The sequence below is a fragment of the Actinacidiphila sp. DG2A-62 genome, assembly GCF_035825295.1.
GTDB lineage: Bacteria > Actinomycetota > Actinomycetes > Streptomycetales > Streptomycetaceae > Actinacidiphila.
In genome coordinates this window covers 5,997,817-6,023,988 of the sequence record NZ_JAYMGI010000002.1, presented here as the reverse complement: position 1 = coordinate 6,023,988, position 26,172 = coordinate 5,997,817, and the positions used below count along the sequence as shown (strand labels likewise).

At 75.6% G+C, this 26,172-nt stretch carries 13 protein-coding genes and 3 pseudogenes; 6 read left to right on the top strand and 10 right to left on the bottom strand.

The features are described from left to right. Nucleotides 1-176: 176 nt before the first annotated feature. Both VSR01_RS27055 and VSR01_RS27050 read right to left on the bottom strand, forming a co-directional pair. A complete protein-coding gene (locus VSR01_RS27055; protein WP_326453844.1) occupies nucleotides 177-701 on the bottom strand; it encodes a roadblock/LC7 domain-containing protein in 525 nt (174 codons plus the stop codon). 426 nt (nucleotides 702-1,127) lie between these two features. Next, nucleotides 1,128-3,329 (bottom strand): sensor histidine kinase, encoded by a 2,202-nt coding sequence (locus tag VSR01_RS27050; protein ID WP_326451703.1) that lies wholly within the window; start codon nucleotides 3,327-3,329, stop codon nucleotides 1,128-1,130. Nucleotides 3,330-3,658: 329 nt separating this feature from the next. Here VSR01_RS27050 and VSR01_RS27045 point away from each other — a divergent pair. After that, a pseudogene (locus tag VSR01_RS27045) lies at nucleotides 3,659-4,446 on the top strand (hypothetical protein). A gap of 32 nt (nucleotides 4,447-4,478) precedes the next feature. Here VSR01_RS27045 and VSR01_RS27040 read toward each other — a convergent pair. Further along, a complete protein-coding gene (locus tag VSR01_RS27040; RefSeq protein ID WP_326453843.1) occupies nucleotides 4,479-4,889 on the bottom strand; it encodes a MarR family winged helix-turn-helix transcriptional regulator in 411 nt (136 codons plus the stop codon). A gap of 284 nt (nucleotides 4,890-5,173) precedes the next feature. Here VSR01_RS27040 and VSR01_RS27035 point away from each other — a divergent pair, with 284 nt between their 5' ends. Next, nucleotides 5,174-6,064: a lysozyme gene (locus tag VSR01_RS27035; RefSeq protein WP_326451702.1), complete on the top strand. Its 891-nt coding sequence runs from the start codon at nucleotides 5,174-5,176 to the stop codon at nucleotides 6,062-6,064. A gap of 67 nt (nucleotides 6,065-6,131) precedes the next feature. On the opposite strand, the gene lon is transcribed toward VSR01_RS27035, so the two are convergent. Beyond that, nucleotides 6,132-8,540, bottom strand: coding sequence for an endopeptidase La (gene lon / locus VSR01_RS27030; protein WP_326451701.1), 2,409 nt, complete (start codon nucleotides 8,538-8,540; stop codon nucleotides 6,132-6,134). Between the two features lie 175 nt (nucleotides 8,541-8,715). Here lon and VSR01_RS27025 point away from each other — a divergent pair, with 175 nt between their 5' ends. From VSR01_RS27025 to VSR01_RS27010, 4 genes are all read left to right on the top strand, one after another. Then, nucleotides 8,716-9,411 carry a spermidine synthase gene (locus VSR01_RS27025; RefSeq protein ID WP_326451700.1) on the top strand — a complete coding sequence of 232 codons (696 nt, stop codon included), beginning with the start codon at nucleotides 8,716-8,718 and terminating at the stop codon, nucleotides 9,409-9,411. Between the two features lie 93 nt (nucleotides 9,412-9,504). Further along, the gene (locus tag VSR01_RS27020) at nucleotides 9,505-10,218 is read left to right on the top strand and encodes a response regulator transcription factor (protein ID WP_326451699.1); all 714 of its coding nucleotides are present in this window, start codon (nucleotides 9,505-9,507) and stop codon (nucleotides 10,216-10,218) included. A gap of 54 nt (nucleotides 10,219-10,272) precedes the next feature. Beyond that, on the top strand, nucleotides 10,273-11,415 hold the full coding sequence (locus tag VSR01_RS27015; RefSeq protein WP_326451698.1) for a sensor histidine kinase: 1,143 nt from the start codon (nucleotides 10,273-10,275) through the stop codon (nucleotides 11,413-11,415). Nucleotides 11,416-11,572: 157 nt separating this feature from the next. Then, nucleotides 11,573-15,499 (top strand): multifunctional oxoglutarate decarboxylase/oxoglutarate dehydrogenase thiamine pyrophosphate-binding subunit/dihydrolipoyllysine-residue succinyltransferase subunit, encoded by a 3,927-nt coding sequence (locus VSR01_RS27010; RefSeq protein WP_442785554.1) that lies wholly within the window; start codon nucleotides 11,573-11,575, stop codon nucleotides 15,497-15,499. A 126-nt stretch (nucleotides 15,500-15,625) separates the two neighbouring features. On the opposite strand, the gene fxsT is transcribed toward VSR01_RS27010, so the two are convergent. The 6 genes and pseudogenes from fxsT to VSR01_RS37960 form a co-directional block, all read right to left on the bottom strand. Beyond that, nucleotides 15,626-18,640 (bottom strand): FxSxx-COOH system tetratricopeptide repeat protein, encoded by a 3,015-nt coding sequence (gene fxsT / locus VSR01_RS27005; RefSeq protein WP_326451697.1) that lies wholly within the window; start codon nucleotides 18,638-18,640, stop codon nucleotides 15,626-15,628. A 237-nt stretch (nucleotides 18,641-18,877) separates the two neighbouring features. Further along, nucleotides 18,878-19,639 carry an aKG-HExxH-type peptide beta-hydroxylase gene (locus tag VSR01_RS27000; RefSeq protein ID WP_326453842.1) on the bottom strand — a complete coding sequence of 254 codons (762 nt, stop codon included), beginning with the start codon at nucleotides 19,637-19,639 and terminating at the stop codon, nucleotides 18,878-18,880. A gap of 1,031 nt (nucleotides 19,640-20,670) precedes the next feature. Then, nucleotides 20,671-21,850 (bottom strand): annotated as a pseudogene (locus VSR01_RS26995) (FxsB family cyclophane-forming radical SAM/SPASM peptide maturase). Nucleotides 21,851-22,038: 188 nt separating this feature from the next. Beyond that, nucleotides 22,039-22,581 carry an FxSxx-COOH cyclophane-containing RiPP peptide gene (fxsA, locus tag VSR01_RS26990; protein ID WP_326451696.1) on the bottom strand — a complete coding sequence of 181 codons (543 nt, stop codon included), beginning with the start codon at nucleotides 22,579-22,581 and terminating at the stop codon, nucleotides 22,039-22,041. Between the two features lie 139 nt (nucleotides 22,582-22,720). Further along, complete coding sequence (locus VSR01_RS26985) at nucleotides 22,721-24,754, bottom strand: hypothetical protein (RefSeq protein WP_326451695.1); 2,034 nt, start codon at nucleotides 24,752-24,754, stop codon at nucleotides 22,721-22,723. A 74-nt stretch (nucleotides 24,755-24,828) separates the two neighbouring features. Continuing rightward, a pseudogene (locus tag VSR01_RS37960) lies at nucleotides 24,829-25,959 on the bottom strand (SAV_2336 N-terminal domain-related protein); the annotation flags it as partial. Between the last annotated feature and the right edge of the window lie 213 nt (nucleotides 25,960-26,172).

The following is a 26,172-nucleotide window of genomic DNA, read 5'->3' as shown; positions in this document are numbered from 1 at the left end:
CGGAGAGCGGTTCGGGAGGCGCGGGCGGCGCGGACGGCGCGGTGCGCGGTGCGGGCGCCGCGGGAGCCTGCGGCCGGGCGGCGGCGTGGCGGGGCCGCCGGGGGCCGGCGCCGGGGCCTGCGGGGGTCCCTGGAACGGTTCGGCGGCCGGCGCGAGGGCGTAGCGCAGCGAGGTCATCAGCCGGACGTCTCCATGGCCTGCCGTAGTTCACCGCGCAGCGCGGGGGTGAGCACATGGCCGGCCCGGGAGACGAACAGGGCCATGTGGTACGCGATCACGGTGATGTCGCTGTCGGCCGCGGCGTGCACGCCGAGCAGCGAGCCGTCGCTGATCGACATCACGACGAGCAGGCCGCCCTCCATCGCGACGGTGGTCTGCCGCACCCGGCCGCCGTCCATCAGCTTGGCCGCGCCGACGGTGAGGGAGGCGAGGCCGGAGACGACGGCGGCGAGGTCGAGGCGGGCCTCCCCCACCTGGGCGGGCGGTCCGCCGGGGGTGGCGGGGGCGCCGGAGGGGAGGGCGCCGGAGGCGGGAGTGCCGGAGGCGGGAGCGGCGCCCGGCTGCGGGCCCGGCGCCCGGCCGGCGTCGGCGGCGAGCAGCAGCAGGCCGTCGGAGGAGACCACCGCGACGGAGCGGGCGCCGGGGACCTCGTCGATGAAATCGCGCAGCAGCCACTGGAGGTTGCGGGCCTCGTGGCTCAGCGCGCCGGGAGCGGCGGCGGGGGCGGTGGGGGCTCCCGCGGCGGGGGCTCCTGCGGCGGGGGCTCCGGCCGCCTGTCCTCCCGCCGCCGGCGCGGGGTCGGGGGCCGGGCCTGGCTCCGCGCTGGGGCTGGGGTTCGGAATCGGCGCGGGGGTACGGGTGTGGACCGCGTTCACGGGCGGGTCGCCTCCTCGGCGTTCGTGGCTTCCCGGGGGTGCTGGGGGAGTCGGCGCTCCGGGAGGCGCCGAAGGGGCCGGTTCCACCGGCCGTTTCGCGTTCCGCGTCGCGGCGGCCCGCGGCCAGGCCGCGCTGCAGGCCGCCGAGGGTGCGCCGCAGCGCCTCCGGGTCGACGGGCGTGGCACGGCGCTGCTGCCCCGGACCGCCGGGCACCGCGCCGCCGCCGAGCGGCCTGCGCCGCGGCAGTGCGGTCAGCGGCGGCCCGGCGGCGGGAGCGGGACCGGCGGACGGAACAGCGGAGGCGGGGGAACGGAGCGTGGCGCGGGCGCGGCGGGTCGTACGGGTCCGCGCCGGGGCGCGGGCGCGGCGAGGGGGTTCGCGGCAGCCGCGGGTCCGGTGGAGATCGCGGGGGCGGCGGTCGGCGCCGCCGGGTCCATGGCCTGTCCGCGAGCCGGGGTCGTCGCGGAAGCCGGAGTCGTCGCGGAAGCCGGGGTCGTCACGGGGCCCGTGGCCACCACGTGATGGGCGGTCGGTACGGGACCGGCGGTCGGCACCGGGTCAGCGGTCCGTACCGGCCCCGCGGTCGTGGCGTCCGGGCCCGTCGAGGGGATGAGCAGGCGCGGCAGGACGACCACCGCGGTGGTGCCGCCGCCGGCCCGCGGCGCCAGGTGGACGCGGACGGCGTGCCGGTGGGCGAGCCGCGCGACCACGTAGAGCCCCATGCCGGAGACCGCGCCGGGAGGCGTCGGATCGGGGTCGGCCAGCACCGCGTTGAGCGCGTCGAGGCGGCTGCCCGGCACGCCGAGCCCGGTGTCGTCGACGCACAGCAGCACCTCGCCGTCGGCCGACACCGTCGCGCCGACCCGGACTTCGGCGCCGGGCGCGGAGAACGCGGCGGCGTTGTCCAGGAGTTCGGCGACGAGGTGGCTGATGTCGTCGGCGGCGCGGCCGGCCACCAGCGCCTCGGGAAGCGGGCCGACCACCACCCGCTCGTACGCCTCGATCTCGGAGACCGCGGCGCGGGCCACGTCGATCAGCGGGACCGGGGTGGCGGTGGCGCCGTGGCTGTGCTCGGTGCCGGTGAGCACGAGGAGGTTCTCGCTGTTGCGCCGCATCCGGGTGGCGAGGTGGTCGAGGCGGAACAGCACGGCCAGCCGGTCCGGGTCCTCCTCGTCGCCCTCCAGGCTCTCGATCAGGGCGAGTTGGCGTTCGACCAGGCCGAGGGTGCGCAGCGAGAGGTTGACGTAGGTGATCTGCTGGGCGTTGCGCGCGGCGGCCGCGGCGAGGCGGGCGGCGATCTCGTCGCGGCTGCGCGCGAGGTCCTCGCGGCTGCGCAGCAGGCCCTCGCGCTCGGCGGCGAGGGCGGTGCCGGCCTCGGCCGCGGCGGTGCGCTCGGCGGTGACCTCGTGCACCCGGCCGCGCAGCGCCTGCGCCTCGTGGGTGAGCGCGTTGATCCGCCGGGCCACCGCGGCGAACTCGTCCGCGCCGATCACCTGCGCGCCCTGCCCGCTGTCGGGGTCGGCGCGGGACCAGCGGTGCAGCGCGGCCAGCGGGCGGTTGATGCCGCGGAACAGGTCGACCAGCACGCCGACCAGCAGCGCGGCGCACAACACGGCGAGGGCGACGCGCAGTTCGAGCACGGTGACGCGGTGGTCGCGGTCGGCCGCGGCGGCCTGCGCCTCGTCGGTGGCCGCGGAGGCCACGACGCTGCGCACCAGCGCGAGCCGGGCGGTCAGCGCGGTGTCGACCGAGGAGGCGGACATGTCCCGGTCCTCGGGGGTGAGTTCGCCGTCGGCGAGCAGCCGGTCCAGGTCGTGGTCGGCCCGCGCGACGTCCGCGCCGGTGACGGTCTGGTCGTAGCGGGCGCGCAACGCGGCCGGCGCGACGGCGCGGAACTCCGCGAGGGCGGCCCGCTCCTGGAGCCCGGCGGACTGCGCGGCGGCGACCAGGGAGCGCTGGGTGCCGTCTGCGGTGAGCGCGGCGACCAGGTAGCCGCGCTGCGCGGCGGCGGCGTCGGCGGCCCGGTCGAGCGGCGCGGTCGCCGGCCCGGCCAGCCGCCCGAGCGCGTCGACGAGCGGCTGGTACGCGGCGATCACCGCGGCGGGCGGGCCGTCGCCGGTGAGGGCCTGCTCGCGTACGGAGTCCAGCGTGGCGAGCGAGGTGCGGACGTCGGCGGGTGCGGTGGGGCGTACGTCGGCGAGTTGACGGTCGGCGCGGGCCCGGTCGGCGGGGGCGAGTCCGGGTCCGGCGTCCTTGCCGCGGCCGGCGGCGGCGTAGGCGGCGAGGGTGTCGCGCTCGTCGGCGAGGGTCTGGGCGAGGACGATCGCGCGCGCGGCGGTGGCGGCGGAGCCGGCCCGGTCCCGCGCGGCGGAGAGGTCGCCCGCGGCGAGCGCGACGCCGGGGGCCGCGGCGGCGAGTACGGCGGCGGTGCAGATCAGCAGCGCGCCGAGCATCCGGTGCCGGAGCCGCCGGGCGCGGCGGACTCGACGGAGTGCGTTCCGTTCACGCAAGGTCGGCTCGCATTCAGGTCTTCTGCCGGGCAGAGTCGCTCCGACCCTGGCAGGGCGCCTCCGGCGCGGGCCAGGTGTGGTGGGTGGTGACACTCGAACGAGTGAATATGCGCTGACGCTGATCCCCCCAAACCCCCCTTTCTCCAGCTCCCCGCAGGTGCGCCCACCCGACGCCGGGCGTCGAGCCCCCCAGGTACGCGCCCACCCGACGCCGAGCGTCACGTCGGGCGGGGCCGCGGGGCGGCGCCGGGGCGACGGGGGAGACTGGGGGGATGCGGATCGACGTGGGGAGCCAAGCGGGACGCGCCGACGTGGCGAACGAGGACTTCGCCGGGGTGGCGGTGCACGGGGTCGGCCCGGCGGGAGCCGGCGGCGCCGTCGTCGTGCTGGACGGGGTGACGCCGCCGCCGGACGGGGAGAACGGGTGCCGGCACGGCGTCGCGTGGTTCAGCGCGCGGCTGGGCAGCACGCTGCTCGGCCTCGCCGGCTCCGCCGCGACCTCCCCCTCGCGGACTGCCTCGCGCGGGCGATCGCCGAGACCGCCGCCGCCCACAGCGCCACCTGTGATCTTTCTCACCGGCTGACTCCGCAGGCCACGGTGGTCGGGGCCCGCTGGGACGCGCGGTGGGTCGAGCACCTCGTGCTCTCCGACTCGGTCCTGCTGCTGGAGTCCGCCGACCGGGCCGGCACCGTGACCGCCGTCCTGGACGACCGGATCGACCGGCTGCGTGCCCGAGGCGTGCGCGTCGCGCCGCTGCGCAACGTCGAGGGCGGCTTCTTCACCGCCGCCGCGGACCCCGCGGTCGCCGCCCGCGCGGTCACCGGCCGCACCCCGCGCGCGTCGGTCCGCGCCCTGGCCGCGCTGACCGACGGCGCGGCCCGCGCCGTCGAGGTGTTCGGCGCGGACGACTGGGCCGACACGTTCGCGCTGCTCCGCAAGGCCGGCCCGGACGCGCTGATCGCCCGGGTCCGGGCGCTGGAGGACGCCGACCCGCAGGGCGTCGCGGTCCCCCGCGGCAAGCCCCGCGACGACGCGACCGCGGTCCTCGTGGAGCTGTGAGCCGCGCCCGGCCGCCGCCGCGCCCCGCCGGCCTACACCTCGTTGAGCTTGTGCAGCAGCCGGGACAGCTCCGCGATCTCCGCGCGGTCCCAGGCCCGCAGCTGCGCGAGGTAGCTCTCGCGGCGGGCCCGGCGCACCCGGGAGAAGCGCTCGCGGCCCTCGTCGGTCAGGCGCATGAGGAACGCGCGCCCGTCCGCCGGGTCCTGGTCGCGGGCGACGAGCCCGAGCGTCTCCAGCGCGCGCAACTGGCGGCTCATCGTGGCCTTGCCGACGCCGAAGTACGCGGCGAGGTCGGTGGCCCGCTCCGGCTCGACCTCCTCCAGCCGCAGCAGCAGGCCGTACGCGGCCGGCTCCAACTCCGGGTGCACCTGGCGGGCCAGTTCGCCGGAGACCGAGCGGGCCCGGCGGAACAGCACGGTCAGCTCGCGCTCCAGCGCGTCCATCGCGCCGGTCGCGCCGGCGTCCGCGTCCGCCGGCTCGCACACGTCCGAACGCGCCTCCGCCGCGGGGGTGTTGCCATGCGCCACAGTGTCCCCTGCTTTCAACGCCTGAAAGTTTTCTTCACCCACGGTGGTTTCCGCAGCACGTCAAGTATTTCGCAGGCGTAGACCAAAGGCGTTTCCAGGGGCTCTTTCCCCGGGTGGGGCGCGTCCGTACCTTCGCTCCTGTCATGGCCATCTCATCTCCCCCCGGCCATCTGCCGAACCACCCCCACCTGGAGGCACGCATGTCTCACGGAGGCCACTCCGTCGTGCACGGTACCCCCGGCTCGGCCCGGACCAGGCTGGCACTGCTGGCCGGTCTCTTCCTCGCCCTGCTCGGCCTCGTCGTCGCCGCACCCGGTTCTGCGAGCGCGGCCACCTCCCCCACCGCGACCACCCCGGGCACGAACCACGTCACCCACCCCGAACTCGACTGGATGGGCTCGACGGTACGCGCCCACGAGGGCTCCTCCGCCGGCTCCGGCTCGACGGTGGTGACCCCGCTGGCCACCCAGACCCCCGGCATGGACGTCTCCGGCTACCAGGGCAACGTCGCGTGGTCCACGGCGTGGGCCAACGGCGCCAAGTTCGCCTACGTCAAGGCCACCGAGAGCACGTCGTACACCAACCCGTACTTCGCCCAGCAGTACAACGGCTCGTACAACGTGGGCATGATCCGCGGCTCGTACCACTTCGCGACGCCCGACACCTCCGGCGGCGCGACGCAGGCGGACTACTTCATCGCCCACGGCGGCGGCTGGTCGGCGGACGGCAAGACGCTGCCGGGCGCGCTGGACATCGAGTACAACCCGTACGGCGCGACCTGCTACGGCCTGAGCCAGGCGAGCATGGTCAGCTGGATCCACGCGTTCGCCAACGAGTACCACGCGCGCGAGGGCGTGTACCCGGTGATCTACTCGACCTACGACTGGTGGTCGACCTGCACCGGCAACAACTCCGGCTTCGCCACCACCAGCCCGTTCTGGATCGCCAGGTACAGCACCAGCCCGGGCACCCTCCCGGCGGGCTACAGCTACCAGACCTTCTGGCAGTTCGCGGACTCCGGCACCTTCCCCGGCGACCAGGACCGCTTCAACGGCGACCTCTCCCGGCTCCAGGCGCTCGCTCTGGGGTGACCCCGGCCGCCCGGACCGCGGGTGCCTCCCGGCCGTGCGGCCGGGAGGCACCCGCGCGGGCCGCGCGCTACGCGGCCAGCGGGACCTCGGCCCCGGACGCGGCCGGCTCCAGGGCCAGCGCCAGCACCTGGCGCACGTCGCCGACCGCGTGGACGTCGAGCGCGTCGAGGATCTCGGCGGGGACGTCGTCCAGGTCGGGCTCGTTCCGCTTGGGGATCACCACGGTGGTGACGCCCGCGCGGTGCGCGGCCAGCAGCTTCTGCTTGACGCCGCCGATCGGCAGCACCCGCCCGGTCAGCGACACCTCGCCGGTCATCGCCACATCCGTGCGGACCCGACGGCCGGAGAGCAGGGAGGCCAGCGCGGTGGTCATGGTGACGCCCGCGCTCGGCCCGTCCTTGGGCACCGCGCCCGCCGGCACGTGCAGGTGCACGCCGCGGTCCTTCAGATCGCCGACCGGCAGCTCCAGCTCGGCGCCGTGCGAGCGCAGGAAGGACAGCGCGATCTGCGCGGACTCCTTCATCACGTCGCCCAGCTGGCCGGTGAGCTGCAGGCCCGAGCCGCCGGTCTCCGGGTCGGCCAGCGACGCCTCGATGTACAGCACGTCGCCGCCCGCGCCGGTGACCGCGAGCCCGGTGGCGACGCCCGGCACCGCGGTGCGCCGCTCCTCCGGGTCCTGCGCGGACTCCGGCACGTGGTGCGGCCGGCCGATCAGCGCCCGCAGCTCCTGCGGGCCGACGGTGAACGGCAGCTCCTGCTCGCCCAGTTCGTGCCGCGCGGCGACCTTGCGCAGGATCCGCGCGATGGTCCGCTCCAGATTCCGCACCCCGGCCTCGCGGGTGTACTCGCCGGCCAGCTTGCGGAACGCGCCCTCCTCGACGGTCACCTCGCCGGGCTCCAGGCCGGCCCGCTCCAGTTGCCGGGGCAGCAGGTGGTCGCGGGCGATGACGACCTTCTCGTCCTCGGTGTAGCCGTCGAGCCTGACCAGCTCCATCCGGTCGAGCAGCGGCTCGGGGATGGCCTCCAGGACGTTCGCCGTGGCCAGGAACACCACGTCGGACAGGTCGAGCTCGACCTCCAGGTAGTGGTCGCGGAAGGTGTGGTTCTGCGCCGGGTCGAGGACTTCGAGCAGCGCGGCGGCGGGGTCGCCGCGGTAGTCCGAGCCGACCTTGTCGACCTCGTCGAGCAGCACCACCGGGTTCATCGACCCGGCCTCCTTGATGGCGCGGACGATCCGGCCGGGCAGCGCGCCCACGTAGGTCCTGCGGTGGCCGCGGATCTCCGCCTCGTCGCGGACGCCGCCGAGCGCGACCCGCACGAAGGTGCGGCCCATCGCGCGGGCCACCGACTCGCCCAGGGACGTCTTGCCGACGCCGGGCGGGCCGACCAGGGCCAGCACCGCGCCCCCGCGGCGCCCGCCGACCACGCCGAGGCCGCGCTCGGCCCGGCGCTTGCGCACCGCCAGGTACTCGGTGATGCGCTCCTTCACGTCGTCCAGGCCCGCGTGGTCGGCGTCCAGCACCGCCCGGGCGCCGGCCACGTCGTAGGTGTCCTCGGTGGTGGTGTTCCACGGCAGTTCGAGGACGGTGTCCAGCCAGGTCCTGATCCAAGAGCCCTCGGGCGAGGCGTCGGAGGCGCGCTCCAGCTTCTCGACCTCCTTCAGGGCGGCCTCCCTGACCTTCTCCGGCAGGTCGGCGGCCTCGACGCGGGCGCGGTAGTCCTCGCTCTCGTTCTCCGGGTCGCCGTTCAGCTCGGCCAGCTCCTTGCGGACGGCTTCGAGCTGCTGGCGCAGCAGGAACTCGCGCTGCTGCTTCTCCATGCCCTCCTGGACGTCCTTGCGGATCGTCTCGGCGACGTCCTGCTCGGCCAGGTGGTCCTTGAGCCGCTGCACGGCCAGCCGCAGCCGGGCGACCGGGTCGGCGGTCTCCAGCAGCTCGATGCGCTGCTCGGTGGTGAGGAACGGCGAGTAGCCGGAGTTGTCGGCCAGCTGGCCCGGGTCGTCGATCTGCTGCACCCGGTCCACGACCTGCCAGGCGCCGCGCTTGCGCAGCCAGCCGGCGGCCAGGGCCTTGTACTCCTTCATCAGCTCGGCGATCGTGCCGGGCGCCTCGGTGGGCGCGGGCTCCTCGACGACGGCGCCCTCGACCCACAGCGCGCCGCCGGGGCCGGTGGTGCCGGCGCCGATGCGCACCCGGGAACGCCCGCGGATGACCGCGCCGGGGTCGCCGTCGGAGAGGCGGCCGACCTGCTCGACGGTGCCGAGCGTGCCGATGCCGGCGTACTCGCCGTCGATCCGCGGCACCAGCAGCACCCGCGGCTTCTCGCCGCCGGTGGCAGCGCTGCGCGCGGCGTCGACGGCGGCGCGGACCTCGGTGTCGGTGAGGTCGAGGGGCACGACCATGCCGGGCAGGACGACCTCGTCGTCCAGGGGGAGAACGGGGAGGGTGAGGTTGGAACTCTGCGGCTCAAACGCCATGATCGCTCCCTAAGCAAGCAAGTTGAGTACGCCTGACTCAACTCATCACCCCGGCACGGTGTTCCCGCACCCGTGTTCGCCCACAGCGATCACCCGGTCCGGCTCCGCGGCGGGGCGGTGCGCCCAGGCGGGGGGCGGGCACGGGCCGCCGCGGCGGCTCGGCCACAATGGGCGCATGCCGCCCGTCCCGAGCCCCGCGCCCGCGCCCGTCGTGCTGGACCGGCGGGAGGGGCCGTACGGCGAGGTGGTGCTGCGCAGGAACGGCGAGCACTACGAGATCATCGCCAACGGCTGCTTCCTGATGGACACCTCCGACGGCCGCTCTGAGCGCCTGCTGGTGGACGAGGCGCTGGCCGCGCTGGACGCGCGCGAGCCGGGCAGGTCCGGACTGAGCGTGCTGATCGGCGGCCTCGGCGTGGGCTTCTCGCTGGCCAGGGCGGCGGCCGAGCCGCGCTGGGGCGAGATCGCGGTGGTCGAGCGGGAGGCCGCGGTGGTGCGGTGGCACACCGCGGGGCCGCTGGCGGCGTACTCCGCGCACGCGCTGGACGACCCCCGGGTGCGGGTGGTCCGCGAGGACCTGGTGGAGTGGATGCGGGCCGGCGGACGCCGCTACCACGCCCTGTGCCTGGACATCGACAACGGACCTGACTGGACAGTAACCGAGAACAACGGCAGTCTCTACAGCCCCAGCGGCCTTGACGCCTGCCGGGAGCGGCTCGAACCGGGCGGCGTGCTCGCCGTGTGGTCCGCGCAGCCCTCGGCCGCGTTCGAGAAGGCGCTGCGGGAAGCGGGGTTCACCGGGGTGCGCAGCACGCGCGTCCCGGTCTCGCGCGGGGTGCCCGACGTGGTCCACATCGGCCTCAGGGGCTGATGCACGATGGCGTCACGGCGTGAAGGCGTCATAGTCAGGGCAGCGGCCCGCCCCGTACGCTGCCGGTAATTGTGACGACCTTGTGGGGCGGACGTGGACAGCACGCAGACGGCCGGTGCGCAGCGCCGGGTGCTGGTGGTCGAGGACGACCAGACGATAGGGCAGGCGATCGCCGCCCGGCTGCAGGCCGAGGGGTTCCAGGTGCGGACGGCGGGCGACGGCCCCTCCGCGGTGGACGCGGCCCACGCCTGGCAGCCCGACCTGCTGGTCCTGGACGTGATGCTGCCCGGGTACGACGGCCTGGAGGTCTGCCGCAGGGTGCAGGCCGACCGGCCGGTGTCGGTGCTGATGCTCACCGCCCGTGACGACGAGACGGACATGCTGGTCGGCCTGGGCGTCGGCGCCGACGACTACATGACCAAGCCGTTCTCGATGCGCGAGCTGGCCGCCCGGGTGCACGTGCTGCTGCGCCGGGTGGAGCGGGCCGCGGCGGCCGCGCACAGCCCGCGCGGCGCCAGCATCCAGCTCGGCGACCTGGAGATCGACCACGCCCAGCGCCGGGTCCGGGTCAGGGGCTCCGACGTGCACCTGACGCCGACCGAGTTCGAATTGCTGGTGTGCCTGGCGCAGCAGCCGCGCGCGGTGCTCTCCCGCGAGCAACTGCTGGCCGAGGTGTGGGACTGGGCCGACGCGTCCGGCACCCGCACGGTCGACAGCCACGTCAAGGCCCTGCGGCGGAAGATCGGCGCCGAGCGCATCCGCACCGTGCACGGCGTCGGCTACGCGCTGGAGACGCCCGCCCCGTGAGGCTGGCAGGATGCCGGGCATGACCGGAGGGGACGCAGCAGCGGGGGCCGCGCGGTGACCGGGTGGCGGCGCCGGGCGTGGGAGGCGCTGCGGCCGTGGGACCCGCTGCGGTCGATCAAGGCCGCGATGCAGGGCCTGGTGCTGCTCTCGGTGGGCATCACCACACTGCTGGTGATCGTCGCCATCCACTCGGCGACCGAGATCCGCGTCATCACCATCTTCTCGATCATCGCCTGCCTGCTGATCACCCAGATCATGGCGACCGGGCTGACCGCGCCGATCCGGGAGATGACGGCGGTGGCGCGGGCGATGGCCGGCGGCGACTACAGCCGCCGGGTGGCCCGGGTGCGCCGCGACGAGGTCGGCGAGCTGGCCGAGACGTTCAACCGGATGGCGGCCGACCTGGACGCCGTCGACCGGCACCGCAAGGAACTGGTGGCGAATGTCTCACACGAGCTGAAGACGCCGATCGCGGCGCTGCGCGCGGTGCTGGAGAACGTCGTGGACGGGGTGTCCGCGGCGGACCCGGAGACCATGCGGCTGGCGCTGCGGCAGACCGAGCGGCTGGGCAAGCTGGTCGGCCAGCTGCTCGACCTGTCCCGGCTGGACAGCGGCGCGGTGCGACTGGACGCCAAGCGGTTCGAGGTGTGGCCGTACCTGTCGGCGGTGCTGAAGACCGCGAGCCTGGGCATGGAGAGCACCAAGGCCACCGGGTCGCGCTCGCGCCCGCGCGCCGACGTGCACCTGCACCTGGACGTCCGGCCGCCGGAGCTGACCGCGTACGCCGACGGCGAGCGGCTGCACCAGGTGGTCGCCAACCTGGTCGACAACGCGGTCAAGCACAGCCCGCCCGGCGGCCGGGTCACGGTGCGGGCCCGCGGCGGCCCGGAGCCCGGCAGCCTGGACCTGGAGGTGCGCGACGAGGGCCCGGGCATCCCCGAGGCCGACCGCGGCCGGGTCTTCGAGCGCTTCCACCGCGGCTCCCACCCGGGCCGCGACGGCGGTACCGGCCTGGGCCTGGCGATCGCGCGCTGGGCGGTGGACCTGCACGGCGGCCGCATCGAGGTCGCCGAGTCGCCGCGCGGCTGCCGCATGCACGTCACGCTGCCGGGGCGTCCGCAGCTGCCGAAGCAGCCGCGGACGGAACCGGCGGAGCCGGCGGGCGATCCCCGGCCCTCGTCGCCGGGCAACCCATAAGAGGGACCACTTTCCCGCCAAACACGGCCCTGAAACCGCATCTTCGGTGTGACGTACGCGACGCCTGGGCCCCGGGCCTGCGGGAAGGGGTCCGGTAGGCGTAGCCTTTATTCCCGCTGTCCACCATCTTGTGAAGCGGAAGAGGGCGGTTACCGCCGTGTCGCCACAGTCCCCCAATAGCTCTAGTGTCTCGACCGAACAGGACGCGCCGGGCGATGGCCCCGCTGCGGGTTTCGGCCCGAACGAGTGGCTCGTCGACGAGATCTACCAGCAGTACCTCCAGGACCCGAACTCGGTAGACCGAGCCTGGTGGGACTTCTTCGCGGACTACAAGCCGGACGGCTCGGCCGCCCCGGCCGCGCCCGCGGGTGAGGGCGGCGCCTCGGGCGCCGCGAAGCGCGCCGTGCAGGCCGCGGGTCCCGCGGCCGCCCAGGCCGCCGCTCCCGCCGCCGCCGCGCCGGTCGTCCCGGCGCCGCAGGCCACCGCCCCGGCAGCCCCCGCGGCACCGGCCGCCGCCACGCCGGCGCCCGCCGCCGCCCCCGCGCAGCCGGCCGCGGCCGCCCAGGCCGCACCCGCCGCCCAGGCCCCCGCAGCGCCCGCGCAGCCCGCGCCGGCCAAGCCCGCCGCCGCGCAGCCCGCGCCCGCCGCCGCGCCCGCGAAGCCCGCTGCCAAGCCCGCCGCCGCCAAGCCCGCCGCGTCCGGCCCCGCCGAGCCCGCGGCCACCGAGTACGTGCCGCTGCGCGGCCCGGCCGCCGCCGTGGCCAAGAACATGAACGCCTCGCTGGAGCTGCCGACCGCCACCTCGGTCCGCGCGATCCCGGTGAAGCTGCTGTTCGACAACCGCATCGTCATCAACAACCACCTCAAGCGCGCCCGCGGCGGCAAGGTCTCCTTCACCCACGTCATCGGCTACGCGATGGTCCAGGCGCTGAAGGCCATGCCGTCGATGAACTGGCACTACGACGAGAAGGACGGCAAGCCGACGCTGGTCAAGCCCGACCACGTCAACCTGGGCCTGGCCATCGACCTGGTCAAGCCCAACGGCGACCGCCAGCTCGTCGTCGCCGCCATCAAGCAGGCCGAGACGCTGAACTTCTTCGAGTTCTGGCAGGCGTACGAGGACATCGTCCGCCGGGCCCGCAGCGGCAAGCTGACGATGGACGACTTCACCGGCGTCACCGCGTCGCTGACCAACCCCGGGGGCCTGGGCACCGTGCACTCGGTGCCGCGGCTGATGCCCGGCCAGTCGATGATCCTCGGCGTCGGCTCGATGGACTACCCGGCCGAGTTCCAGGGCACCTCCCAGGACACCCTGAACAAGCTGGGCATCTCCAAGGTCATGACGCTGACCAGCACCTACGACCACCGGGTGATCCAGGGCGCCGCCTCCGGCGAGTTCCTGCGGATCATGAACCAGCTGCTGCTCGGCGAGAACGACTTCTTCGACGACATCTTCGCCGCGCTGCGCATCCCCTACGAGCCGGTCCGCTGGCGCACCGACATCGACACCGGCCACGAGGACGACGTCACCAAGGCCGCGCGGGTCTTCGAGCTGATCCACTCCTACCGGGTGCGCGGCCATGTGATGGCCGACACCGACCCGCTGGAGTACCGCCAGCGCAAGCACCCCGACCTGGACGTGCTGGAGCACGGGCTGACCCTGTGGGACCTGGAGCGGGAGTTCGCCGTCGGCGGCTTCGCCGGCAAGTCCCTGATGAAGCTGCGCGACATCCTCGGTGTGCTGCGCGACTCGTACTGCCGCACGGTGGGCGTCGAGTTCATGCACATCCAGGACCCCAAGCAGCGCAAGTGGATCCAGGACCGGATCGAGCGCCCGCACGCCAAGCCCGAGCGCGAGGAGCAGCTGCGCATCCTGCGCCGGCTGAACGCGGCCGAGGCGTTCGAGACCTTCCTGCAGACCAAGTACGTCGGCCAGAAGCGCTTCTCGCTGGAGGGCGGCGAGTCCGTCATCCCGCTGCTGGACGCGGTGCTGGACGCGGCGGCCGAGTCCCGGCTGGACGAGGTCATCATCGGCATGGCCCACCGCGGCCGGCTGAACGTGCTGGCGAACATCGTCGGCAAGTCGTACGCGCAGATCTTCCGCGAGTTCGAGGGCAACCTCGACCCGAAGTCGATGCACGGCTCCGGCGACGTGAAGTACCACCTGGGCGCCGAGGGCACCTTCACCGGTCTGGACGGCGAGCAGATCCGGGTGTCGCTGGCCGCCAACCCCTCGCACCTGGAGACCGTCGACCCGGTCATCGAGGGCATCGCGCGGGCCAAGCAGGACGTGATCAACAAGGGCGGCACCGACTTCACCGTGCTGCCGGTCGCGCTGCACGGCGACGCGGCGTTCGCCGGCCAGGGCGTGGTCGCCGAGACGCTGAACATGTCGCAGCTGCGCGGCTACCGCACCGGCGGCACCGTGCACGTGGTGATCAACAACCAGGTCGGCTTCACCGCCGCCCCGGAGTCCGCGCGGTCCTCGATGTACAGCACCGACGTGGCCCGGATGATCGAGGCGCCGATCTTCCACGTCAACGGCGACGACCCGGAGGCCGTGGTCCGCGTGGCGCGGCTGGCCTTCGAGTTCCGGCAGGCGTTCAACAAGGACGTCGTGATCGACCTGATCTGCTACCGCCGCCGCGGGCACAACGAGTCGGACAACCCGGCGTTCACCCAGCCGCTGATGTACGACCTGATCGACAAGAAGCGCTCGGTGCGCAAGCTCTACACCGAGTCGCTGATCGGCCGCGGCGACATCACCCTGGAGGAGGCCGAGCAGGCCCTGCAGGACTACCAGGGCCAGCTGGAGAAGGTCTTCACCGAGGTGCGCGAGGCGGCGTCGGCGCCGGCCGAGTCGCCCTCGCAGGACAACCAGCCGCAGTTCCCGGTGGCCGTGCCGACCGCGGTCTCCACCGAGGTGGTCAAGCGGATCGCGGCCTCGCAGGTGAACCTCCCCGACTCCTTCACCGTGCACCCCCGGCTGCTGCCGCAGCTGCAGCGGCGGATGGCGATGGTCGAGGACGGCACCATCGACTGGGGCATGGGCGAGACCCTGGCGATCGGCTCGCTGCTGCTGGAGGGCACCCCGGTCCGGCTGGCCGGCCAGGACTCCCGCCGCGGCACCTTCGGCCAGCGGCACGCGGTGCTCATCGACCGGGTCACCGGCGAGGACTACACCCCGCTGCTGTACCTGTCGGAGGACCAGGCCCACTACAACGTCTACGACTCGCTGCTCAGCGAGTACGCGGCGATGGGCTTCGAGTACGGCTACTCGCTGGCCCGCCCCGACGCGCTGGTGATGTGGGAGGCGCAGTTCGGCGACTTCGCCAACGGCGCGTCCTCGATCATCGACGAGTACATCTCGGCGGCCGAGCAGAAGTGGGGCCAGACCTCCGGCGTGGTGCTGCTGCTGCCGCACGGCTACGAGGGCCAGGGCCCGGACCACTCCTCGGCCCGGATCGAGCGCTACCTCCAGCTGTGCGCGCAGAACAACATGACGGTGGCCTTCCCGACCACTCCGGCGAACTACTTCCACCTGCTGCGCTGGCAGGTGCACAACCCGCACCACAAGCCGCTGATCGTCTTCACCCCGAAGTCGATGCTCCGGCTGAAGGCCGCGGCCTCCAAGGCCGAGGACTTCACCAGCGGGCAGTTCCAGCCGGTCATCGGCGACACGTCGGTGCAGCCGGAGGCGGTCCGCAAGGTCGTCTTCTGCACTGGCAAGGTCTACTACGACCTGGTCGCCGAGCGGGAGCGGCGCGGGGCGCACGATGTGGCGCTGATCCGCATCGAGCGGCTCTACCCGCTGCCCGGCGCGGAGATCCAGGAGGCGCTGGCCCCGTACACCAAGGCGCAGAAGTTCGTCTGGGCCCAGGAGGAGCCGGCCAACCAGGGCGCGTGGCCGTTCATCGCGCTCAACCTGATCGACCACCTCGACCTGGTGCTCGGCGCGGCGCCCGACAACGCCGACCGGCTGCGCCGGGTGTCCCGCCCGGCCTCCTCCTCCCCCGCGGTGGGCTCCGCCAAGCGCCACCAGGCCGAGCAGGAGCAGCTGGTCACCGAGGTCTTCGAGATCTGAGCCGGCCGCCCGGGGCGGTTCCGGCCGCCTGACGCCGCGGAACCGGCCGGGGCCCGTACCTTCGCGGTACGGGCCCCGGCCGGTTCTTTCGTCCGCGGCCGTGGTGACGGGCGGAGCGGCGTCCGCTCAGGTGGTGAAGGGCTCGAAGTCCCAGTACGGGCGGGTGCGGGCGCGGGCGGAGACGGTGTGGGGGTGCTGGGCGCCGAGCCGGTCGGCCAGTGCGGCGAGCGTCTCCTCCTCGATCTTGTCGGCCTCCTGGCGCCTGCGCAGGTTCCGCATGTCGGTGGCCAGCGCGATCCGTGCCGAGAGCGTCAGCGGGTGGTCCTTGCCGAGGGTGGCCGCCGCGGTGTCCGCGGTGATCCGGCTCAGCTCGACCGCGCTCTCCGGGTCGCCGGCGAAGTTGCGGGCCGCCGCGGCGTTCAGCGCGCAGCCCAGCGTCCAGGGGTGGTCCGGGCCGACCGCCGCGGTCATCGCGGTCAGCGCGGCCTCGACCTGGATCTGGGACTGCTGGCGCTCGCCGGCCGCCCGGAGCACCAGGCCGTGGTTGGCGAGGGTGCCCGCGGTGTACGGGTGCGCGTCCCCGAACCGGGACCGATAGTGGTGCAGCGCGAACTCGCCCAGCTCCCGGGCCCGGTCGAGGTCGCCGTGCTCGCGCTCGTAGGTGGACAGCGTCACCGTGACGCCCACGGTCAGCGGCTCGGTGTCGCCGAGCACCCGCTGGCAGCGCTCCAGCAGCCGGCTCATCAGCAGGCCGGCCCGCGGCCGGTCGCCGCCGCGCTGGTAGCACAGCGCGAGGTTGTGCTCGGCGCGCAGCGTCTGCGGGTTGTCCGCGCCCATCACCGTGCGGTGCACCTCGCAGTTGCGCTCCTGGACCGAGATGGCCTGCTCGTAGCGGCCGAGCAGGCGCAGGTCCTGGGCGTAGCTGTTCTCCGAGCTGAGCGTCCAGTTGTTGCGGTCGCGGAAGAGCTCGCGCCGGGTCTCCATGGTCTGCTGGTCCAGCTCCAGGGCCTCCTGGTAGCGGCCGAGCAGGCGCAGCGCGAGCGCGATGTTGTTCTGGGCGCTGAGGGTGCGGAAGTCGTTCTCGCCGACCAGCTGGGCGTACGCCCGGCGGGCGAAGTCGGCCAGCTCCAGCGCCTCGTCGTAGCGGCCCAGCGCGCGCAGGTCGGCGGACAGGCTGCCGGCGGCGCGGATGGACAGCAGGTCGTCGTTGCCGCGTTCGGCGCGCAGCCGCTCGTAGACCGAGCGGTCCAGGGCCTCGGTGGCCACGTAGTCGCCGGTGGCGCGCATCAGGTTGGCCCGGTGGTGGGCCAGGTCGAAGCGGCGCGGGTCGCCGGGTTCCAGCGCCCGGTTCCAGCCCTCCTCGGTGAGCGCGGCGATCCGCAGACCGGTGCGGTACTCCCCCGACAGGTAGAGGTAGTTGAGGCAGTTGAGCACCGTCACCTGGATCTCCGGGTTGGTGCTCTCCAGCGCGCCGGACGCCTCCAGGTGCGGGACGATCTCGGCGTAGCGGGGCCACAGCCGGGTGTCGGTGGGGCGGCCGGGGTCGGCGGCGGCCAGCAGCTTGCGCACCACGCGGGAGTACGTCGCCCGCTCCTGCTCGCCCATGTCGGCGCGGACCGCCTGGTAGACCAGCCGGTGCATCTGGACGACCTCGGTGGAGCCCGGCGACTCGTCGGAGATGATCTCCTGCGGGTCGGACTGGATCACCGACCACTGGGTGAGCTTGCCGATCGCCGCGTTCCACAGCAGCGGGTCGTCCAGCAGCGCGGCGAGCTGCTCGGGCACGTCCCGGATGGTCAGGTCGCGCAGCAGCCGCACCGGGATCGGGCCGGGTGCGAAGAACACGCACAGCCGCAGCAGGTCGACGGCCTCCTGCTTGTCCTCGCGCAGGCGGTTGAGGAGTATCGAGAAGGCCGTGTAGTAGGTCATCTGGAAGTCGGCGGCGACCTTCAGGCCGGGTTCCACGGCGCCGCGCTGGAGCAGCGCGATGTAGTCGTCGACCGGCATGGTGGAGTCGTTGAGCGCGCCGGCGTTCTGGTCCAGGGCGAGCGCGAGGTCGCCGAGGGCCTCGGCGAGCTTGTCGGCGTCCTGGTCGTCCAGCCGGGGGGCGCGCCGGCGGATGAAGGCCACCGACTCGTCGCGGTCGTAGACCGGCACCTCGATCAGCGAGCTGTTGTGCTCGCCCCAGTCGCGGTTCTGCGAGGTGATCAGCACATGGCCGGGTCCGGACGGCACCAGGTCGTGGATCTCGTCGGGCTGGTCGGCGCCGTCGAGGACCACCAGCCAGCGGAAGTACGGGTCGCCGCGGCGCAGCGCGTCGCGCACCGCGCGCAGCCGCTCGCCGTACTCGCGGCCGGTAACCAGGCCGAGCGCCGGGGCCAGGCCGGCGAGCTTCTCGCGCAGGGTGCCGCGCTCGCTGGCGCGCACCCACCACACCGCGTCGTACTCGGGGCCGAAGCGGTAGACGTACTCGGTGGCGATCTGCGTCTTGCCGACGCCGGACAGGCCGTGCAGGGCGGCGACGCCCGCGCCGGGCTCGGCCTGCAGGAGTTGCTGGTGGAGGTCGCCGAGGAGCGACTCGCGGCCGGTGAAGCGGGTGTTGCGCCGGGGCACGCCGCCCCACACCGCGGGCTGCTCCAGCGGGAAGCGCGGACCGCCGCCGCCGAGGGTGTCGGAGTTGCCGGCGGCGGTGGCGGAGCGGGGGGACGCGATGCCGAGCCGGGACAGCAGCCGGCGCTCGGCCTCGGCGGCGCCCAGGCCCCACAGGTCGGCGGCGCCCATCGAGGCGACGGCGCTGGGCAGCGCGGCGGGGGTGACCGAGACGGCGGCGAACCGGTCGGCGTTGGGCGGCACGATCTCACGCAGCACCGCGTTCCACTCGTCGTGGCTGCGGTTGCCCAGCCGGAAGTACCACTCGCTGAGCACGACCAGCACCAGGCCGTCGGCGAGCAGCAGGTCGCGGTAGCCCTGCTCGATGCTGTCGCCGGGGTTGAGGTCCCAGCGCTGCATGCGCACCTGGTGGCCCTGGCGCTCCAGGCGGTGCGCGATCCAGGCCGCCCAGGCGCGGTTGTAGCCGGCGAAGCTTATGGTCACGGGCCCCCGCCCGGATGCCGCTGCCGCGGTGTTCCGCCCTCCGGCCATACGACCGACTCCCTCGCTGCGCGCGTGACGTACTGACGAAACCTCAGAGAGATCTGCGCCCGAAACTACACTGGTTGATCCCCCGCTGACGCACGGTCACACGTTTCGCGGCGCGGTTTCCTCCTGCTCACGGGGGGTGACGAGCAGAGGGCGGCGGGCGGTTGCGGGGACCGCCGTGCGGGGCGGGCGGGGGGTGCGGGATCAGCGGCCGGGGGCCGCGGGGCCGGTCGTGCGGGATCAGCGGCCGGGGGCCGCGGGGCCGGTCGCGCGGGCGCGCTGCTTGTCCCACAGGGCCCGGGCGGTCTCCACGTAGGCGGTGGCGCGGGCCAGGTGTCCCTCGGGCGGGCGGTGCAGCTGCATCCGGGCGTGGTGGGCGCTCATGGCGCCGATCAGCGCGCGGCCGTGCGGGGTCAGCCGGCTGGAGCCCTGGAGCTGCGGCAGGGCGGCCCCGACCTGCTGGCGGCAGCGGCAGTGGTCGGCCCACGCGGTGTCGCGCACCGCCGGGTCCGCGGTGGCCGTGGCGACGGCGAGGTGGAAGTCGGCGAGCGCGAGGTGGGCGTAGGCGCCCTGGAGGAGGCCGTCGAAGGGCCGCGGGTCGCGCCGCCAGGGGGCCCAGTAGACGGCCCGGTCGCCCGCGGTGTGCAGCGGGGTGACGCCGGACAGGGCGAGCAGCTTGGCGTGCTGGAGCTCGTGCACCAGCGTGGCGGCCAGCTCCACGCCGGAGCGCGGCACGGTGGTCAGCAGCGCGCCGAACGCGTCGTGCTTGGTGGCGCTGCACTGCGCGGTGGGCGAGCCGCCGAGCGGCACGAACGCGTCGAGCAGCGCGGCGGTCTCGCGGGCCCGGGCGCCGTCGCCGAGCCGCAGCCACGGCTGGGCGTCCTGCCACGCGGTGCGCCACCGCGCGTGCCCGGCGTCGTCCAGCCGGTCCAGGGCGGCCAGCGCGTACGGACCGCTGTGCCCGTCGTCGTCGCGGTACGGGTCGGCGTCGTCGATCAGCACCGGTGTGCGGTCGGGGGCGTGCAGGGCGCGCACCGGCCGCCAGTTCTCGTCGGCCGAACGCCATACGCCGTCGGGTCCGCGGCGGATCTCGACGGTGCGGCGCGGGGGGCGGCTCCGGGCGGGGGCGGGGTCGGGCCCGGCTGCGGCCGGGTCGGCGGAGGCGGCCACGGCGGCGGTTGCGGCCGCGGCTCCGACGGCGGCTCCGACCGCGGGGGCGGCGGCGGGACCGGGAGCGGAGGCGGGACCGGGAGCGGAGGCGGCGGAGGGGGAAGCGGCGGACGGGGCCGAGGCGTTCGGCGGCGTGCGGTCGCCGGGAGGCGCCGTGCCGTCGTGCGCCGCCGCCGCGTACTCCGGCGCCCACGCCTCCAGGTGGAGCAGCAGCCGGCCGCCGTCGCCGGTCACCCGGACGCGGTGGGGCGGGCCGGGCCGGGCGGCGGCGGGCCCGGGCCGGCCGGGCGCGACGGCGTACCGGCCCAGGGTGGGCAGCGTCAGGACGCCGTCGCGGACCGGCACCTCGGCATCGAAGCGCAGCCCCGCGCGGAGCGCGGCGGCGGCGGAGATGGCGCCCAGGTAGGGCAGTTCGGCGGCGGCCCGGCCGGCCTGCCCCGGCCGGGCGAGCGCGCGCAGGCAGTGCTCGGCCCAGGCGCCCACCAGGGAGTAGTGCACCAGGCGGCGGGCCGCCTCCTGGTCGGCGCGCTCGGCGCGCTCCAGCAGCCGCCAGTCGCGCAGCACCCGTTCGGGCGCGCCCTGCGGGAGCGTGCCGGCGGGCGCGGTGCGGACCGCGTCGAGCAGCGCGCGCAGCGTGAGCAGCCGGCGGCGGTGCTCGTGGGCGACGAGCAGGGCGAGCGCCTCCGGGCTGCCGCCGGTGCGGCCGAGCGAGGGCAGCGCGCCGTCCAGGCCTGCCGGCCGCGCGGTGAGCGCGGCGAGCGCGGCCGACCCGGCCGGCGTGGTCCCGGCCGGGTCCGCGGTGGGGGCGGCGGCCGCGTCCGCGGTGGGGGCCGCGGTCCGCGTCGTGGGGGTGGTGGTGGGCTTCACCGGTGGGTCTCCCGGGGAACGTCTCGGTGGGGCGGGCCGGTGCCGCCGGTCGCCGCGGCGAGTCGGCCGCCGATGTGGCGGATGAGGTGGGCGAGGTCGGCGCAGTACACCGACGGGTGGCCGACAGGCCGGCGCGCGGTAGCGGTGGGCGTAGTGGCCGCCGCCGCAGACGCCGACCAGCGGGCAGGCGCGGCAGGTCGCGCAGAGCCCCGCCAGGCCCGCCTGCCGGGCGGCGATCCCGGGGTGCGCGAGCGCGTCGTCGAAGCTGTGCCGGAAGACGTCGAGGCCGGTCGCGGCGGCGCCCTCGTAGGCCGACTTCAGCGAGTCGACCTGCTCGATCGAGCCGTCGGTCTCCACCACGACGGCGGTGAACGGCTGGAGTCCGAGCCGCTCGGTGGCGGCGGGCAGACCGAGCAGCAGCGCGACGCACTCCTCGAACAGCCGCACCCGGGTCTCCCGCCGCGGCGCGTCCCACCAGCGGTCGAAGACGGCGGCGAGCCACGTCCCGTACGGCGGACGGTCCCCGGGCCGGGCGGGCAGGCCGGGCGGCGGCGCGGTCCAGTTGCCGTGCGGCAGCAGCAGGTCGATCGCGGGCGGGCGCAGCGCCAGCAGCGAGTCGTAGACCTCCAGCGGGTCGTGCCGCAGGTCCACCACGCACAGCACGCCCGCGTACGCCTCGGGGGCGGTCGCGGCGAGCGCCCGGAGCCCGGCGGCGGCGGCCGGCCAGGAGGGGCGGCCGGCGTGGTCGACGCGCGCGGTGTTGTGCCCGGCCAGCCCGCCGTCCAGGCTGACGCCGATCCTGACGCCGGCGTCGCGCAGCAGCCGGGCGCCGGGCGCGTCCAGCAGCGTGGCGTTGGTCTGCACGCTCGCGTGCAGGGTGCGGCCGGGCGGCAGCGCGGCGCGGATCACCTCGACGTCCGCGGCCAGTCGCGCCGCACCGGACAGCAGCGGCTCGCCGCCGTGCAGCACGACGGCCACCTCGCGCAGGTCGTGCGCGCGCACGTGCTCGGCGATGCGCCGCGCGGTGCGCCGCAGCACCGCCCCGCCGGCCGCGCGCGGCCGGTCCCGCCAGCCGTGGTCCGGCCCGGCGTACAGATAGCAGTAGGCGCAGGCGAGGTTGCAGCGGCTGTGCGTCTTGAGGATGAACTGCCGTACGGGCGCGGGCGGGGGAGGGATCGCACGGCGTCGCCGCCGCTGGACTGCGCGCGCACCGTATCGCCTCCCCGTCGTGCGGGCCGCCCCGCCGGCCCCGCGGTTGTTCCCGCCGGGCGGCTTCCGGCAAACGCCGGTGGCCGGGATTGGCCGTAACGTCGCGGCGGGCGGCTTGATCGTGGCCGGCGGTCCGCCGGGCCCCGCCCAGGGCGCTACATGGAGTTGTCGAAGCCCCAGAGCGCCTCGCTGCCGGGCGCGGCGACGCGCAGGCGCAGGTCGTCGACGAGGGCGGCCAGCACGGGGTGTTCGACGGTGCGCAGCGTCTCCAGGTCGATGGCCGCGACGTCCGTCACCGCGAGGTCGGTCGCTGCGCTGTCCGTCGCCGCGGGGTCGGTCGCCGCCGGGTCCGTCGCTGCGGGGTCCGTCGCCGCGCTGTCCGTCGCCGCCGGGTCCTTCGCCGCCGGGTCCTTCGCCGCGGGGTCGGTCGCCGCCGGGTCCGTCACCGCGGGGTCCGTCCCGGGCACGTCTGCGCTGGGCCTGTTCGCGCGTGGCGCCCGTGCCCCCGCGTCCGCCTCCGCTCCCGCGTCCGCCCCCGCGGCCCGCGCCTCGCCGCCGGTCCCGCCCGCGACCGTGACCCGCGACCGCGCCTCGTCGCCCGGAGCCCGCGGGTCCGGCGCGTCCGTGCCGGGCGGCCCCGGTGTGTCCTTCGTGTCCGGCCGGGCCTCCTCGGCCCCGCCGTAGGGCTGCTGCTCCATCGCGCGCCTCCGTATCTCCACCGCCGTCGCCGTGCCGGTACCGCTCCGTGCTCTCCGCGCCGCTCCGTACCCTCCGCCGCCGTGTACGGGTCCTGCCGCTGTGCGCCGCCGCGCACCCGCGCCGTGCCGTCCCGCCGCCTCAGCCGCCCGCCGTCAGCTCCGCCAGCCGCCGTGCCGAGCCCTCGGCCTCCGCCGAGTCCGCGCCGCCCGGCAGCTTGTGCCACTCGGCCAGTGCCGCCCGGTACGCGCCCGCGGCGGCCCGCGGGCGGCGGGCCGACTCGTAGACCACGCCCCGCCAATGATGCGCCAGCGCGGACAACCGCACCATGGGCGCCGGGTCGGCGAGGCCGCGGGCGGCGCCGTCGGCGAACTCGGCCGCCCTGCGGTACGCGTCGGCCGCCTGGTCCAGCCACTCCGGGCGGCGCGCGTGCGGGTGGCCGAGCCGGTGCGACTCGCCCAGTTCGTACCAGATCCTGGCCAGCAGCGCCGGGTCCTCGGTGGGCGGCACCGCGAGGCCCAGCACGTGCTCGGCCTCGCGCAGGTCGACGAGGTCCTGCTCGGCCTTGTAACGCAGCACCAGCGCGCGCCCGAGCATCAACAGCCGCTCGGGCAGCCGCGGATCGCCCTCGGGGGTCTCCATCCGGCACTCGCGCAGCACCCGGACCGCGGAGTTGACGAAGGTCGCGCCGCCGGGCAGCGCGGCGCGCTCCAGCAGGGACTCGCCCCACTCGGCGACCAGGTCGCGGTACTCGGGCCGGTCGCGCTGGGTGAGCCGGCACGCCTCGGCGAACCGGCCGGCCGCCGCCTCCAGTTCACCGGGCGGGCCGCCCTCGGTGTGCCGGGCGACCCTGATCCGCCCCGCCCGCAGCAGTATCTGGGCGCGGGCCACGCGGTCCCGGGTGCCGGCGAGGGCGCCGTCCACCAGGTGCTGGGCCTCGGCCAGCCAGCCGCTGGCCAGCAGCAGCGCGTCGGTCAGCGACAGCACGGCCGCGGTCCTGGCCTCCGGGGAGGCGTGCTCGCGCACCAGCGCGTCGCGGCCCTGCTCGAAGGAGGCGGCGGCCTGCGCGGCGTAGACCTGCTCCTGCTCGCGGTCGCGGGCCGCCTCGGCCAGCCGCAGCAGCGCCCGTCCGTGCGCCAACGGCAGCCCGCTGGGCCGGGGTTCGCCGGCCGGCCAGGAGTCGGCGAACGCCTCGATCATGCCCATCGTCTCCTGCAGCAGCCCGGCGTCGCCGCTCAGCTGCCACTGGTCCTCCAGCACCTGGACGCGTTCCAGGGTGGCGGTGAGCACGGCCGAGCGCTCCAGGCCGGGCGCCGCGCACACCGCGGTGAACTCCCGGTCGGCGCGGCGCAGCAGGTCCAGCGCGCCGCGGGTGTCGCCGGCCTGGGCGCGGTCCTCGGCGGCGGCCTGGTAGACCCGGGCGCGCACCGCGCGGGCCGGCACCGAGCCGGGGTGCGCGGCGGCGGTCTCGGCGGCCTCCAGCGCCTCGCGCAACAGGTCGGGGCTGCCCCGCAGCCGCCACAACGTGACGAGCTGCTGGGCGAGTTCGGTCCACAGCTCGGCGTCCATGCCGTGCACGCGCTCCCGCGCGGCGGCCCGGCGCAGCATCTGCACGGCGTCCAGCAGATTCTGCACCATGCCCTCGTCGGCGAACCGGGCGGCGAGCACCCGGGCCTGGCGCACCACGCTGGAGGGCCGGTCGACGGCGGCCTCGGCCCAGGCCGCCGGCCGGGCGCCGTCCGGCGGCAGCGGCATGAAGCGCTCCAGCACCCGGGCGGCGACCTCGGCGAAGGGCTGCGGCGACTCGGTGACCAGCGTGCCGCCGGTGTCGTCGCGGCCGTCCCGGTTCTTGTCGCGACCGCCGTCCCGGCCGTCGCGGAAGCCGGAGACGCGCGCGGCCTCCTGCACGGCGCTGCGCACGGCGGCCTCGGCGATCCGGTCCCTGGGGCCCTCGGTGAGCTGGGTGATGGCGAGCGCGGGGAAGTTGGGGCCGCCCTTGCCGAACCGCTGCTCGACGTACTCCGAGCAGTGCTTGAGCACCAGCAGCGCCTCGTCGCGGCCGAGCGAGGCGAGCAGGGTGTCGCGCACGCCGTCGGCGAAGCGGTACCAGCGGTGGTCGTCGGCCTTGGGGTACGCGCCGCCCTGCGCGCGCACCACCAGCCCGCTGAGCAGCACCTCGGCCAGCTCCGCCGGCCCGAGTCGGGCAGCATGGTGCGCTGCACGAGCTGCATCACCGGCAGGAACAACGGCGCGGCGGCGAGGTAGACGGCGAGCTGGGCGGCGGCGGGCGAGGCGGCGGAGCGGAACCGGGAGACCAGCGCGGGCACCGGCACGGTGGTGTGCCGCGGCGCGGTGGGGGTGGCCGGTTGGTCGGCGCGCACCCAGCCGACGGCGGCGGGCGTCTCGCCCGCGCTGGTGCCGGCCAGCAGCCGGGCCCACGCGCCGAGCGCCTGCGCGGTCGGCGGCATCACCGGCACCGGCAGCGCCTCGGGGTCGGCCGGGTAGCCCGCGGCGCCGGCCGAGAACCGCAGCGGCGCGGTGTGCACCAAACCCTCCGAGCGGCGCAGCACCCCGTACGAGACGGGCAGCCGGGTGCGGTTCCACAGCCGGGCGGGCAGCGGCTGGAGCACCGCGACGGGGCCGTGGCCGGCCAGGCGGTGCAGCAGCCGGTGGGCGCGTCCGCTGCGCCACAGCGGTCCCACGCAGTCGCTGACCATCACGGTCATTCGGCGGCCGGAGGGGTCGCTGAGCTGCTGGGCGGAGCCGAGGCCCGAGCGGTCGGGGTCGAACCGCCCGCTGACCGCGGGTTCGCCGGACGGCGTCTCGTGCAGGTAGTGCACGCTCACCTCGCGGAACGCGCCCAGCCGACCGAAGACGTCGGCGAGTTCGCGCAGCATCCGCTCCCACACGAACATCGAGGAGGAGGCGTCCATCAGCAACTGCAGTGCGGCATCGGCCCGGTTGTCGGGGCGGAACACCGGCAGCAGCAACCCGCCCGCGCCCGCGGTGCGTTCGGCCGTCGCGGCCTCGTCGAGGATCGCGCGGCGCGGCCGGCCGGGGTGAGGAAGCGCTGCAACGGGCGCAGCGCCGACTGGAGTTCGAGCAGGCCGGGCAGCGCGGCGGCCTCCGGCACGGCGACGGACATCGCGACCGCGCCGGTCAGCGGCCGGCCGCCGCCGCTGCCCGGCCCGCCCGGGTAGAGGCTGACCGTCCGCTCGTCGGGCTGCGCCGCGGCCGGCGGCGCCAGGCGCATGCCGGCGCCGTCGGTGTCGCCGCGCCCCGGCCGCAGGTAGCTCGGGCGCGGCGGCGAGGCGCCGGTGTCCGAGCCGCCGGCTCCCGGCTGCTCGCCTCGGCCCGCGGGCCTGGTCGGCCGCGACCACCGGGCCAGCCACAGCGCGTCGGCCAACTCGGTCTCGGCCGGGTCGAGTCCGGCCCGGGTCAGCGCCCGGACGACGCTGGCGAGCGGGTCGCCGCCCTCCGGTACGCCGCCGGGAGCCGGTACGCCGGAGGCCGCCGGGCCCGGGGCGGCCGGGTCCGGGGCAGTCGGGTCCGGGGCAGTCGGGTCCGAGGTGGTCGGGGGGTCCGCGGACCGC